Annotated in this window: 12 protein-coding genes; 3 read left to right on the forward strand and 9 right to left on the reverse strand. The window is 70.0% G+C overall.

Features of this window, described 5'->3' with window-relative positions:
* Positions 1-4: 4 nt before the first annotated feature.
* Positions 5-1,603: an ABC-F family ATP-binding cassette domain-containing protein gene (locus ASE27_RS05460; protein ID WP_056647151.1), complete on the reverse strand. Its 1,599-nt coding sequence runs from the start codon at positions 1,601-1,603 to the stop codon at positions 5-7.
* Between the two features lie 479 nt (positions 1,604-2,082).
* Between ASE27_RS05460 and ASE27_RS05465 the strand changes: the two genes are divergently transcribed.
* The gene (locus tag ASE27_RS05465; RefSeq protein WP_056647154.1) at positions 2,083-2,985 is read left to right on the forward strand and encodes a neutral zinc metallopeptidase; all 903 of its coding nucleotides are present in this window, start codon (positions 2,083-2,085) and stop codon (positions 2,983-2,985) included.
* 175 nt (positions 2,986-3,160) lie between these two features.
* Positions 3,161-3,769 (forward strand): dihydrofolate reductase family protein, encoded by a 609-nt coding sequence (locus ASE27_RS05470; protein ID WP_056647157.1) that lies wholly within the window; start codon positions 3,161-3,163, stop codon positions 3,767-3,769.
* 140 nt (positions 3,770-3,909) lie between these two features.
* On the opposite strand, the gene ASE27_RS05475 is transcribed toward ASE27_RS05470, so the two are convergent.
* Positions 3,910-5,523, reverse strand: a complete 1,614-nt coding sequence (locus tag ASE27_RS05475; protein ID WP_056647161.1) for an FAD-dependent oxidoreductase — start codon at positions 5,521-5,523, stop codon at positions 3,910-3,912.
* A gap of 343 nt (positions 5,524-5,866) precedes the next feature.
* Here ASE27_RS05475 and ASE27_RS05480 point away from each other — a divergent pair, with 343 nt between their 5' ends.
* On the forward strand, positions 5,867-6,526 hold the full coding sequence (locus ASE27_RS05480) for a Rid family hydrolase (RefSeq protein ID WP_056647164.1): 660 nt from the start codon (positions 5,867-5,869) through the stop codon (positions 6,524-6,526).
* 147 nt (positions 6,527-6,673) lie between these two features.
* On the opposite strand, the gene ASE27_RS05485 is transcribed toward ASE27_RS05480, so the two are convergent.
* The 7 genes from ASE27_RS05485 to sufB all read right to left on the reverse strand — a co-directional run bounded on the left by ASE27_RS05485 (position 6,674) and on the right by sufB (position 12,881).
* Complete coding sequence (locus ASE27_RS05485) at positions 6,674-7,021, reverse strand: metal-sulfur cluster assembly factor (RefSeq protein WP_056647167.1); 348 nt, start codon at positions 7,019-7,021, stop codon at positions 6,674-6,676.
* Positions 7,018-7,566: a Fe-S cluster assembly sulfur transfer protein SufU gene (gene sufU / locus ASE27_RS05490; protein ID WP_056647170.1), complete on the reverse strand. Its 549-nt coding sequence runs from the start codon at positions 7,564-7,566 to the stop codon at positions 7,018-7,020. Before sufU ends, ASE27_RS05485 begins: the two co-directional genes overlap by 4 nt.
* 93 nt (positions 7,567-7,659) lie before the next feature.
* Entirely contained in the window at positions 7,660-8,958 is a 1,299-nt protein-coding gene (locus tag ASE27_RS05495; RefSeq protein WP_056647173.1) for a cysteine desulfurase, read from the reverse strand.
* Between the two features lie 74 nt (positions 8,959-9,032).
* On the reverse strand, positions 9,033-9,797 hold the full coding sequence (gene sufC, locus ASE27_RS05500; RefSeq protein ID WP_056647175.1) for a Fe-S cluster assembly ATPase SufC: 765 nt from the start codon (positions 9,795-9,797) through the stop codon (positions 9,033-9,035).
* Between the two features lie 44 nt (positions 9,798-9,841).
* On the reverse strand, positions 9,842-10,183 hold the full coding sequence (locus ASE27_RS05505) for a non-heme iron oxygenase ferredoxin subunit (protein ID WP_056647177.1): 342 nt from the start codon (positions 10,181-10,183) through the stop codon (positions 9,842-9,844).
* Positions 10,184-10,193: 10 nt separating this feature from the next.
* Positions 10,194-11,426, reverse strand: coding sequence for a Fe-S cluster assembly protein SufD (gene sufD / locus ASE27_RS05510; protein WP_056647179.1), 1,233 nt, complete (start codon positions 11,424-11,426; stop codon positions 10,194-10,196).
* On the reverse strand, positions 11,427-12,881 hold the full coding sequence (sufB, locus tag ASE27_RS05515) for a Fe-S cluster assembly protein SufB (protein ID WP_056647181.1): 1,455 nt from the start codon (positions 12,879-12,881) through the stop codon (positions 11,427-11,429).

Here is a 12,881-nt window from a genome sequence, read left to right on the forward strand (position 1 = left end):
TCGATCAGGCCAGCGAGATGAGCTCGGCGTAGGAGTCGTTCCACAGGTCCTCGTCGCCGTCGGGCAGCAGCAGGACGCGCTCGGGAGAGAGCGCCTCGACCGCGCCGTCGTCGTGGGTGACCATGACCACGGCCCCCTCGTAGTTCTTGAGCGCGTCGAGGATCTCCGCCCGCGAGGCCGGGTCCAGGTTGTTGGTGGGCTCGTCGAGGAGCAGCACGTTCGCACCCGACACGACGATGGTCGCGAGCGCGAGGCGCGTCTTCTCCCCACCCGACAGCACGTGCGTGGGCTTGTTGGCGTCGTCGCCCGAGAACAGGAACGAGCCGAGGACCGAGCGCACCTGCGTGTCCGTGAGGTCCGGCGCCGCGTGGCGCAGGTTCTCGACGACGGTCACGTCCATGTCCAGGGTGTCGTGCTCCTGGGCGTAGTAGCCCAGCTTGAGCCCGTGCCCCGCGATGACCTCACCCGTGTCGGCCTTCTCGACGCCCGCCAGGATGCGCAGCAGCGTCGTCTTGCCGGCACCGTTGAGCCCGAGCACCACGACCCGGCTGCCGCGGTCGATCGCCAGGTCGACGCCCGCGAAGATCTCCTGCGACCCGTAGGACTTGGACAGCCCCTCGGCCGTGATCGGGGTGCGCCCGCACGGGGCGGGGGTCGGGAAGCGCAGCTTGGCGACCTTGTCGCTCACGCGCTCGCCCTCGAGGCCCGAGAGCATGCGCTCGGCGCGCTTGATCATGTTCTGCGCGGCCACGGCCTTGGTCGCCTTGGCGCGCATCTTCTCGGCCTGCGCGAGCAGCGTGCCGGCCTTCTTCTCGGCGTTGGCGCGCTCGCGGCGGCGACGACGCTCGTCGGTCTCGCGCTGCTCGAGGTACGCCTTGTAGCCCAGGTTGTACTGGTCCAGGACGCCGCGGTTCGCGTCGAGGTAGAAGACCTTGTTGACGGTCGCCGAGAGCAGCTCGACGTCGTGGCTGATGACCACGAACCCGCCCGAGTAGTTCTTCAGGTAGTCGCGCAGCCACAGGATCGAGTCGGCGTCGAGGTGGTTCGTCGGCTCGTCGAGCAGGAGCGTCTCGACGCCCGAGAACAGGATGCGTGCGAGCTCGATGCGGCGGCGCTGACCACCCGAGAGCGTGTTGAGCGGCTGCGCGAGGATGCGCTCGTCGAGGCCCAGGTTCGAGGTGATGCGCTGCGCCTCGCTCTCCGCCGCGTACCCGCCAGCGGCCGTGAAGCGCTCCTCGAGCTTGGGGTAGCGGTCCATCGCGGCCAGGTGCGTGTCCGCGTCGGCGCTCGCCATCTCGCCCTCGGTCTCGCGCATCTTGCGCACGAGGACGTCGAGCCCGCGCGCCGAGAGCACGCGGTCCATCGCGATCACGTCGAGGTCGCCCGTACGGGGGTCCTGCGGCAGGTAGCCGACCTCGCCCGTGCGCACGATCTGCCCGGCTGTGGGCTGGGTCTCCCCCGCGAGGGTCTTCGTCAGGGTGGTCTTGCCCGCTCCGTTGCGACCCACCAGACCGATCCGGTCTCCGGCAGCGATGCGGAAGGACGCCTCGTCCAGCAGGACGCGGGCGCCGACGCGCAGCTCGACGGCATGGGCAGTGATCACAGAGAGTTCCTCCGGCGGGGTCGTGGGGTGTCCAGGAGTCTTGCCCGGCGCGGGACCGCGCCGTGTGCGAGACACAAACGCCACCGATTCTAGTGCCGCGCGGCTGCGGACGGAACGGGATTTCGCGGGCTGGTCCGTCACAGTGGGTGGGCCGGCTGCGGACCGGACCGCCGCGGGGGCCGTACTGCTCTGTTCCTGGTCAGGTCGCGGGTGCCGAGAACGAGGTTGCGTTCGTTCTGAGCCCTGAAACGACCGCAACCTCGTTCTCGGCGACCACCTTTCCTGCCCGACGTCGTCGCTCCCCTCCGGGACGAGCCGCACCCGGGCGCGGCGAGAGCGCGCGGCGGGCTGCGCCGTCGGGCAGCGAAGGGCGGCCTCCCCGCCGACGGCTCCCGCGCACGGCGAGCCACGCCGGGGCATCGCCGACCGGACAGCGCCCGCAGGGCGCCGTGACCTGCGGCGACGGGTAGCGTTGACCTGTGACGTTCAACGAGGGTGGTTCTTTCGAGGGCGGCCGTGTCCGCAAGGGCGGCCGTGGCAAGGGTCCTGCGATCGCGGGCGGCGGCATCGCGGCCGTGCTCGTGGCGGTCGTGGTCGCCCTGCTCAACGGCGGCGACCTGGGCAGCGTGCTCGGGGCCGTGGGCGAGCAGGTCCAGTCGACCAGCACCGAGGACACGGGGCAGCAGCAGTTCGTGGAGGAGTGCACGGTCGAGCAGGCCAACACCGAGCGCGAGTGCCGGCTGTCCGCGACCGCACAGTCCCTCGACGCCTACTGGGCCGAGGCGCTGCCCACGCAGGTCGGGGTGGCCTACGTCGTCCCTGACGTCGTGAGCTTTCCGGGCTCGACGCAGACCGCGTGCGGCGCGGCGACCAGTGCGGTCGGGCCGTTCTACTGCCCGCCGGACCAGACCGTGTACATCGACGTGTCCTTCTTCGACGAGCTGCGCGACCGCTTCGGCTCCTCGGGCGGTCCGCTCGCCGAGGAGTACGTCGTGGCGCACGAGTTCGGACACCACATCGAGCAGCTCTCGGGGGCCATGTCGTCCGCGGACCGCTCGGGCACCGGGCCCGAGTCCGACTCGGTGCGCATCGAGCTCATGGCCGACTGCCTCGCGGGCATGTGGGCGGGGAACGCGGCCACGACGATCGACCCCCAGACCGGCGTGGCGTACCTCGCCCCCATCACGCAGGAGCAGTTGAAGGATGCCCTCTCCGCAGCCTCGGCCGTGGGCGACGACCGCATCCAGCAGTCCGCGACGGGCTCGGTGAACCCCGAGGCGTGGACGCACGGATCGAGTGAGCAGCGCCAGCGCTGGTTCATGACGGGCTACGACGGCGGGTCGTTCCAGGACTGCAACGCGCTCGAGGCGTCGACGCTCTGAGCGGTCCCGTTCCCGCTCACCCTGACGGCGGTCGTCGGACCGTCCGTGAGCGCCCAGCGCACGTGCACCTCCGACCGACCGATGAGTTCTCGGTCGCGCAGCCGTCTCACGAGTGAGACCAGGCCGCCGTCGAGCGGCATCACTGCACGGGAGCACCGAGGACGGGGACGGACCGATGGCTGAGCTGCTCGTGGACTTCATCACCTCGCTCGACGGCTACGCGTCGGGCGAGGGCTGGCCCGGGTTCTGGGGGCTCGAGGGCCCTGAGTACCTCGCGTGGCTCGAGGAGCAACCCGAGGTCACGTACCTGATGGGCGCGAACACCTACCGGCTGATGTCGGGCTTCGCGGCCGGGCAGATGCCGGCGGGGACCGACGAGTTCACCGCAGACGAGGAGGCGTCGGTCGACGAGCTCACGGCGGCGAGGAAGGTGGTCTTCTCCAGCACGCTCACCGAACCGTTGACGTGGGCCAGCTCCACGCTGGTGCGCGGCGACGCGGTGGAGACCGTCCGCGCCATGAAGGCCGACGAGGACGGGCTCCTGAGCACGATCGGCAGCCTCAGCGTGGCGCGGACGCTGCTGCGGGCGGGGCTGGTCGACCGGTTCCGGGTCGGGATGTTCCCCGTGATCACCGGTGCGACCGGAGCCGAGCGGATCTACGACGGCTATCCAGACGTCGCCCTCGAGATGATCGACCACCGCACCTTCGACACCGGGATCCACATCGTCGAGTACCGCCCACGCGTCCTGGAGCACCCACCTCTCCTGCCCGCCGACGGGTGAGAGCGCCAGGTCGGATAGGATCCCGGCGTTCCGGCGCACGGGCTCGGAGCCCGTACCCAGGGCTGACGAGCCTGCCTCGGGCGGCGAGCCGCGGTCCGGGGCCCTCGGGCGAGCCGAGGACCCCGGACCCCTTCACCGCGTCAGCTCGACATGACGCGCTGGTGGAGGTTCTGCACGGCGTACCGCGCCGACCAGAACGCACCGTGCTGCCAGGCGGAGATCTCGGACATCCAGTCCCCCGCGAAGTAGACGTTGCCCGCGCCCTGCTGGAGCTGCTTGAAGCGCGCGGACTCGGTGTTCGGGTACGCCCAGGCGCCCTCGATGTACGGCACCTTGTGCCACGCGATCGAGAACGAGCTCTCGAGCTCGGTCCGGTACTTCTCGCCGTGGATCTTGACGCCCTGCTCGACCGCGCGCAGCTCGCGCTGCTTGGGCGCCATGTCCGCGTAGGCCCGCGCGTTGGCCCCCGTGTTGTAGTAGCCGACGACGAGCCCCTTGCGCTCCCCGTACCCGTAGGACGGGTACCAGATGTGGGCCAGGTCCATGTCGGTCTCAGTGATGCCGCCGTAGATGCGGTGGTCGTCCTCCCAGAAGCGCGACCGGTACTGCAGGCCGATCTTGCCCGCGGGTGAGCCGACCGCGAACTCGCCCAGCGCCGCGTCGATGTCCGGGCCCCAGTTGGTGCTCCAGCGACGCATGAGCCCTGCCGGGGCGGACACGATCGCGAAGTCGGCGTCGATCTGGCGGGCCTTGCCGTTCGCCGCCGTGTAGGTGACCTTGACCCCGCGGCTCGTGTTCTCGACCCCGGTGACCGGTGAGTTGAAGAGCACGTTCTGCTTGCCGATGGCGCGCACGAAGTACTCGTAGGTCGTGTCCATGCCGCCCTTGGGCTGGAACATGAGCATCGACTGCTCCCAGTTGATCTCGAACGGGAAGTACTGCCCCACCTTCGAGGCGAGCACCTCCGAAACCGTGCCCGGTCCGGGCAGCGGCGTGCCGTGCTCGTTCCACGCCGTCGGGTAGACCGAGTACCCGCGGTTGCTCCCGCCCTGGTACTTCCCGTCGGCCGTCAGCGACCCCCAGCTGCGCAGGAAGGACCGCAGGTTCTCCTTGTCCGCAGCGGTCAGCTTCTGGTCGAGCGCACCCTGGTCGGCCGCCATGCTGAGCAGCTCCGAGGTGTAGCCGAACACGTCGGCCTTGGCCGTGCGGTACCGGACCGGGTTGCCCGGGGTCGCGCCCGAGCGCTCGTTGTAGAGGTAGGCGTCGGCGTTGGCGTTGGTGAAGACCTCGTACGGCACACCCAGCTCGCGCAGGTAGTCCATGGTCACCATCCACTGAGCGATGCGACCGGCGCCCGCGTTCATGTACGTGCCGTCGGAGAACCGGGCGGTCTGCTTGACGCCGTTGATGTCCGTCTCGGAGTCGCCGTTGCGTATGGTCAGCGTCCGGCCGCCCGCACGGTGACGGGCCTCGAGCACCGTCACCCGGTATCCGGCCTTCTGCAGCTCGTACGCCGACGCGAGCCCGGCGGGCCCCGCACCGACGACCACGACCTTCTTGGCGGAGCGCCCGGTCAGCGAGAAGTCGCTGCCCCTCGGGGGCGTCCAGGACTCGTTCCGCGGCTGCGCCGCGGCCGTCGGGGCGAGCCCGACGGCGCCCATCGTCGCGAACATGACACCGGCGCTGGAGCCCACGCCGACTGCCTGGAGGAAGTTGCGGCGCGAGACGCCGGAGGAGCCGTTTTCTGAGACCACGATGCCCTACCTCTCATCTGTCGGTCTGACGGACGGGGGTCCACGGCCGCGAGCGCCGGGTGCCGCCGCCAGCACCGTGCGTGACGCTAGGCGCCTCAGGTTCCCTGGACGGTTCCTCGGCGTTTCCTGACAGTTGCGGGGGGTAACAAGTCTGTTTCGCGAGGTTCCTGTCGGATGCCCTCTGCAGGCGGATCCGGCGATACGAGGCATCGGCCCGACTTCAGCCCGAACCTCGGCGTTCATCGCGCCGAAACGGCACCTCACTACGGTCCTCGCCATCCGGTACCCACCGGACCGACACGTGCCAGGCGCCCCGCGCGCTGCACCGCCACTGGAGGTCCTCATGAAGAACAGCGTCAAGATCATCGCCGCGGTCGTCGTGACCGCAGCCGTCGCCGTCCCGGGCACCGCCTACGCGAAGGGCAAGCTCTTCGAGCCCGCGCCGACCGAGGCCGTCTCGTTCATCACGGGTGACACGGCCTCGATCGCCGACGGCGTCGCGATCGGCAAGAACGTCTCCTGGTACAAGTCCTCGGGACTCGGTCCGTCGGCGATGAACACGGCCCCCGGCGTGTCGGCCGAGGCCCGGTACATCCCGACCGACGTCTTCCCGGGAGGCCAGCTGCCGGCCGGGGTCACCCTCACCGAGGCCCAGGGCATCAACGCCCTCATGCGCATCGGTGAGAACCTCACGAAGGCCGGGCTGTCCTACGAGGACGTCGTCTCGATGCGGGTCTTCCTCCAGAACCCCGAGGGCGAGGCGAAGATGGACTTCGCCGGGTGGAACCGGGCGTACCGGCAGTTCTTCGCCAACACGAACCTCGCGACGGGCGCGACGCTCGACGTCCAGCTCGGCTCCGTGACGACCAAGCCGATGGTCGTCAACGAGGCGCGTCCCTCGCGGTTCGCGCTCGAGATCGAGAACCTGCCGGTCAACGGCTGGCTCGTCGAGGTCGAGGTGGACGCCGTCTACCCCGGGACGAACCACAAGCACTCGAAGTGACGCCGGGCGCCGCCGCTCGCGCCGGGTGGCCGGCTGCCGCCGAGCCCGTCCCCCGGCTCGCGGTGGCGTGAGCCGGTGAGCACGTCGAAGGGGCCGCCGTCCCGGGAGGAACGACGGCCCCTTCGACGCAAGTCCCTGAGGCGGGCGTCAGACGTTGAAGCCCAGCGCGCGCAGCTGGTCCTTGCCGTCCTGCGTGATCTTCTCGGGGCCCCACGGCGGCATCCAGACCCAGTTGACCCGGAAGCCGTCGATCAGCCCGTCGAGGGACTGCGCCGTCTGGTCCTCGATGACGTCCGTGAGCGGGCAGGCCGCCGACGTGAGCGTCATGTCGATCACGGCGTGGTTGTTCTGGTCGACCTGGATGCCGTAGACGAGCCCGAGGTCGACGACGTTGATGCCGAGCTCGGGGTCGATGACGTCGCGCATGGCCTCCTCGACGTCGGCCGCGGTCGGCGGGGTCGGTGCCGCAGAGGCGGCGGGGGTCTCGGTCGTCATCGGTTCTCCTGGGGGGACTGCGGGGACAGAGGGTGGTCGAGCGAGGGCTGAGAGGCGGTGCCCGGGCCCGCGAGGACTCCGGACGTCGCCAGGGTGTCACGCAGCGCGGCCCAGCCGAGCAGGGCGCACTTGATACGCGCGGGGTACTGCGAGACGCCCGTGAAGACCGTGGCGTCACCCAGCTCGTCCTCGCGCTCGTCGTCGAGGCCCTTGCCGCGCGACTGCATGAGCTGGCGGAAGAGCTCGCCGAGGTGCTCGGACTCCGCGACGGGGGCTCCGGTCACCAGGTCGGTGAGCACGGACAGCGAGGCCTGCGAGATGCTGCAGCCCTGACCCTCCCAGCTCACGCGCGAGATCGTGGGGGCCGCGGGGTCCGCGGTGTTGAACTCGACGCGCAGGGTGACCTCGTCACCGCACGTGGGGTTGATCTGGTGGGACTCACCGTGCAGGTGCCCCTCCGCGAGCTCCACGAAGCCGCGCCCGTGCGGGGACTTCGCGTGGTCGAGGATGACCTGCTGGTACATCTGCTCCATCGAGCTGCTCATTGCTGGGGTCCTGCTCCTTCGGTGCATCCTGCGGTTCGCTGGAAGGCGGGGGCGAGACGGGTCGCGCCCACGGTCGACGTGGACGTGCGCGCGTCAGTCCACTGAGAAGAACGCCCGGACCCCCGCCAAACCTTCCCGGAACGCCGTGACGTCCTCGGACGTCGTGTACACCGAGGCCGAGGCGCGCGCCGTGGCGGCGACCCCGAACCGTCGGTGCAGGGGCTGGGCGCAGTGGTGACCGACCCGCACGGCGATGCCGGCGTCGTCGAGCACCTGGCCCACGTCGTGGGCGTGGACGCCCTCGACGACGAACGAGACGACCGCGAGGCGGTCCTCGGGCGTCCTCGGACCGATGACCCGCACGCCCGGGATGTCCGCGATCCGGAGCAGCTCGACCGCGAGGTCGTGCTCATGGGCCGCGACGTTCTCCATCCCGAGCTCTTCGAGGTACTGCGCCGCGACACCGAGGCCGACGATCTGCGCGACGGCCTGCGTGCCGGCCTCGAAGCGCTGCGGCGGCGGCATGTACGACGCCTCCGTCATGGTCACGACCTCGATCATGGAGCCGCCGGTCGTGACCGGGGGCAGCGCCTCGAGCAGCTCACGCCGCCCGTAGAGCGCGCCGATCCCCGTGGGGCCGAGCATCTTGTGGCCCGAGAACGCGGCGAAGTCGACGTCCAGGTCGTGCAGGTCGACCGGCAGGTGCGGCACGGACTGGCACGCGTCGAGGAACGTGAGCGCCCCGACCTCCTTGGCCCGCGCCACGATCGGCGCGACCGGGGTGATCGCGCCCGTGACGTTCGAGGCGTGCGTGAACGCGACGACGCGCGTGCGCTCGGTGATGACCGAGGCCGCCTCGTCGACGCGGATGCGCCCCTCGTCGTCGACACCGAACCAGCGCAGCACCGCTCCGGTGCGCGCCGCGAGCTCCTGCCACGGCACGAGGTTCGCGTGATGCTCGGCCTCGGTCAGGACGATCTCGTCGCCCGGCGCGAGGGCGAAGCGGCGGGCCGCCTCTCCCCCGCGACCGATCGTCGCGTTCGACAGCGCGTACGTCACGAGGTTGATCGCGGCCGTGGCCCCGGAGGTCCACACGATCTCGTCGGCGTCCGCCCCGACGAAGCGCGCGACCGCGGACCGGGCGTCCTCGAACGCCTCGGTCGCCTCCTCCGCGAGCTGGTGCGCACCGCGGTGCACCGCGGCGTTGCGCTCCTCGTAGAAGTCGACCTCGGTGTCGAGGACGACCTGGGGCTTCTGCGACGTGGCGCCCGAGTCGAGGTAGACGAGCGGACGGCCACCGCGCACCGTGCGGGCGAGCAGCGGGAAGTCGGCTCGCACGGCGGCGAGCTCGGTGGCGCTCAGCCCGGCCCGCACGGTGTCGGTGGTGGTCATCGGAAGTCTCCTCGGGTGTGTCAGGTGCCCGCCGGCGGACCGGCGGGCGGGAGGCCGACGGGCGGCCGGCCGGGTCAGGCCGTGGCCGCGCCGGTCAGGAAGCGGTCGTAGCCCTCGTTCTCGAGGCGGTCGGCGAGCTCGGGGCCGCCCTCCTCGGCGATGCGGCCGTCGACGAACACGTGCACGAAGTCCGGCTTGATGTATCGCAGGATGCGCGTGTAGTGCGTGATGAGCAGCACGCCGACGTCGGTGCTCGCCTTGGCGCGGTTGACGCCCTCCGAGACGATGCGCAGCGCGTCGACGTCGAGGCCCGAGTCGGTCTCGTCGAGGATCGCGATGCTCGGCTTGAGGAGCTCCATCTGCAGGATCTCGTGGCGCTTCTTCTCACCACCGGAGAAGCCCTCGTTGACCGAGCGCTCGGCGAAGGACGAGTCCATGCGCAGGTTCTCCATGGCGCCCTTGACGTCCTTGACCCACGTGCGCAGCGCAGGGGCCTCGCCGTCGATCGCGGTCTTCGCGGTGCGCAGGAAGTTCGAGACGGACACGCCCGGGACCTCGACGGGGTACTGCATGGCGAGGAACATGCCGGCGCGGGCACGCTCGTCGACCGTCATCGCGAGGACGTCCTCGCCGTCGAGCGTCACGGTGCCGCTCGTGATCGTGTACTTGGGGTGACCGGCGATCGAGTACGCGAGGGTCGACTTGCCCGAGCCGTTGGGGCCCATGATCGCATGGGTCTCGCCGCTGTTGATGGTCAGGTCGACGCCGCGCAGGATCGGCTTCGGCCCTTCCTTGGTCTCGACGCTGACGTGCAGGTCGCGGATCTCCAGAGTGGACATGTGGTGTTCTCCAGTATTCGGAAAGTATCGAGAAAGTTCAGGGGTCAGGACGGGGAGACGGTCTGGTCGATGTCGACGAGCACGCGCTCGCCGTCGATCGTGACCGGGTAGACGGGCACAGGGCGCATCGCGGGCAGCGCGGTCGGCATGCCGGTCCGCAGGTCGAACTGCGAGCCGTGCAGCCAGCACTCGATGAAGCAGCCCTCGACCTCGCCGTCGGACAGCGAGACCGCGCCGTGGGAGCAGATGTCCGAGATGGCGTGCCAGTTCCCGTCGCCGTCGCGGACGACCGCGACCTCCACGGGGCCCTTCTCGCCCTCGAGCTCCACGCGCAGCGCCTCCTCGGGCGCCACGTCGTCGGTCATGCAAGCAAGCTGTGCAGTCATGCGGGTCCGGTCACCGGCCTTCGATGACGCTCATCGACTTGGCGAGCTCGGCCTCGATCGAGGTGAGCAGACGCTCCTCGACCGACGGGACACCGATCTCCTGGATGAGCTCCGCGAAGAAGCCGCGGACCACGAGGCGACGGGCGTCGGCCTCGGGGATGCCACGGGCCTGCAGGTAGAAGAGCTGCTCGTCGTCGAAGCGACCGGTCGCCGAGGCGTGCCCGGCACCCTCGATGAGGCCCGTCTCGATCTCGAGGTTCGGCACCGAGTCGGCCCGCGCGCCGTCCGAGAGGACGAGGTTGCGGTTGAGCTCGTAGGTGTCGGTGCCCTCGGCCTCGGTACGGATCAGCACGTCGCCGACCCAGACCGTGTGCGCGCCCTCGCCCTGCAGCGCGCCCTTGTAGGTGACGCGCGACTTGCAGCTCGGGACAGCGTGGTCGACGAAGAGACGGTGCTCCTGGTGCTGGTCGGCGTCCGCGAAGTACAGGCCGACCATCTCGACCTCGCCACCGGTGCCGGTGAACTCGGCGTCCGGGGTCACGCGCACGACGTCGCCGCCGAACGTCACGACGACGTGCTTGAGCTTGGCGTCGCGGCCGATGCGGGCGCGGTGCGAGCTCGCGTGCACGGCGCCCGCGCTCCAGTCCTGGACCGACACGACCGTGAGGTGCGCGCCGTCCTCGACGACGATCTCGACCGTCTCGGTGAGCGTCGCGGAGCCCACGTGGTCGATGACCACGACGGACTCGCTGTGACGCTCGGCCTGGATCAGCAGGTGCGTCGCGGTGGGCTCGTCGGACAGGCCCTCGATGCGCACGGACGTGACCTCGCTGGCCACGGCCTCGGCCGGGATCGTCACGACGGTCGCCTCGGCGAACGCGTTCCACGCGGTCACGGCGGTGCGGTCGCCGGGGACGCCCGCGCGGCCGAGCCGCTCGTCGTCCCGGCCGACGATCTCGACCGTGACCTCGGGGGCGTCGACCACGGTCGTGCGCACGCCGGCGCTGCCGAGCTCGGCCGCGAACAGCGGGGCGAGGCGCGGGACCGGCGAGAAGCGCCACTCCTCCTCGCGCCCGGTGGGCACGGTGATGACGGTCGGATCGAACGAGGTGATGCGCTCGGCGCGGGATCCCTGCGGCGTGCCGCCGACCCCGTGCGAGTGAGCGCCGTCCTGGACGGCCTGCGTGTGGTCCGTGCTCAGGCCGATCGGCTCGGTCTCTGTGGTGCTCGCAGTAGTAGTCATTTAGCCGACGGACCCTTCCATCTGCAGTTCGATGAGGCGGTTGAGCTCGAGCGCGTACTCCATGGGCAGCTCGCGCGCGATGGGCTCGACGAACCCGCGCACGATCATGGCCATGGCCTCGGTCTCTGCCATGCCTCGGGACATGAGGTAGAACAGCTGGTCCTCGCTCACGCGCGACACGGTCGCCTCGTGACCCATCGAGACGTCGTCCTCGCGGACGTCGACGTACGGGTAGGTGTCGGACCGGGAGATCTGGTCGACGAGCAGCGCGTCGCACAGAACGGTGGAGGCGGAGTGCTCCGCTCCCTCGAGGACCTGGACGAGGCCACGGTAGGACGTGCGTCCACCGCCGCGCGCCACGGACTTCGAGACGATCGAGGAGGACGTGTGCGGGGCCGCATGCACCATCTTGGCGCCCGCGTCCTGGTGCTGGCCCTCGCCCGCGAACGCGATCGACAGCGTCTCGCCCTTGGCGTGCTCGCCGAGCAGGTAGATCGCGGGGTACTTCATGGTGACCTTGGAGCCGATGTTGCCGTCGACCCACTCCATGGTCGCGCCCTCGGCCGCCGTCGCACGCTTGGTGACGAGGTTGTACACGTTGTTCGACCAGTTCTGGATGGTCGTGTACCGCACGCGGGCGTTCTTCTTGACGATGATCTCGACGACCGCGGAGTGCAGCGAGTCGCTCGAGTAGATCGGGGCGGTGCAGCCCTCGACGTAGTGCACGTACGAGCCCTCGTCCGCGATGATCAGCGTGCGCTCGAACTGGCCCATGTTCTCCGTGTTGATGCGGAAGTAGGCCTGCAGCGGGATCTCGACGTGGACGCCCGGGGGGACGTAGACGAAGGAGCCGCCGGACCACACGGCCGAGTTGAGCGCGGCGAACTTGTTGTCACCCGAGGGGATGACGGTGCCGAAGTACTCCTGGAAGAGCTCGGGGTGCTCGCGCAGCGCGGTGTCGGTGTCGAGGAAGATGACGCCCTGCTTCTCGAGCTCCTCGTTGATCTGGTGGTAGACGACCTCGGACTCGTACTGGGCCGCGACGCCCGCGACGAGGCGCTGCTTCTCCGCCTCGGGGATGCCGAGCTTGTCGTAGGTGTCCTTGATGTCCTCGGGCAGGTCGTCCCACGAGGTGGCCTGCTTCTCGGTGGATCGCACGAAGTACTTGATGTTGTCGAAGTCGATGCCCGACAGGTCGCTGCCCCAGTTGGGCATGGGCTTCTTGTCGAACAGGCGCAGGGCCTTGAGCCGGTAGTTCAGCATCCACTCGGGCTCGCTCTTGAGCGCCGAGATGTTGCGCACGACCGCCTCGGAGAGGCCACGCTGCGCGGTGGCACCGGCGTCGTCCTTGTCGTGCCAGCCGTAGCCGTAGGAGCCGATCGAGGCGATGATCTCCTCGTCGGACTGGCCGGTGCTCTGGGACACGCCAGCGGTGTCCTGGGTGGGAGCGCTCAT

The organism is Oerskovia sp. Root918 (assembly GCF_001428945.1).
In the GTDB taxonomy this organism is placed as follows: Bacteria; Actinomycetota; Actinomycetes; order Actinomycetales; family Cellulomonadaceae; genus Oerskovia; species Oerskovia enterophila.

Excerpts from the sequence above, each read along its gene's own strand:
- ASE27_RS05505 (WP_056647177.1), bottom strand. The coding sequence starts at position 10,183 with ATGACTGCACAGCTTGCTTGCATGACCGACGACGTGGCGCCCGAGGAG.
- sufD (WP_056647179.1), bottom strand. The coding sequence starts at position 11,426 with ATGACTACTACTGCGAGCACCACAGAGACCGAGCCGATCGGCCTGAGC.
- sufU (WP_056647170.1), bottom strand. The coding sequence starts at position 7,566 with ATGAGCAGCTCGATGGAGCAGATGTACCAGCAGGTCATCCTCGACCAC.
- sufB (WP_056647181.1), bottom strand. The coding sequence starts at position 12,881 with ATGAGCGCTCCCACCCAGGACACCGCTGGCGTGTCCCAGAGCACCGGC.
- ASE27_RS05495 (WP_056647173.1), bottom strand. The coding sequence starts at position 8,958 with ATGACCACCACCGACACCGTGCGGGCCGGGCTGAGCGCCACCGAGCTC.
- ASE27_RS05470 (WP_056647157.1), top strand. The coding sequence starts at position 3,161 with ATGGCTGAGCTGCTCGTGGACTTCATCACCTCGCTCGACGGCTACGCG.
- ASE27_RS05480 (WP_056647164.1), top strand. The coding sequence starts at position 5,867 with ATGAAGAACAGCGTCAAGATCATCGCCGCGGTCGTCGTGACCGCAGCC.
- ASE27_RS05485 (WP_056647167.1), bottom strand. The coding sequence starts at position 7,021 with ATGACGACCGAGACCCCCGCCGCCTCTGCGGCACCGACCCCGCCGACC.
- sufC (WP_056647175.1), bottom strand. The coding sequence starts at position 9,797 with ATGTCCACTCTGGAGATCCGCGACCTGCACGTCAGCGTCGAGACCAAG.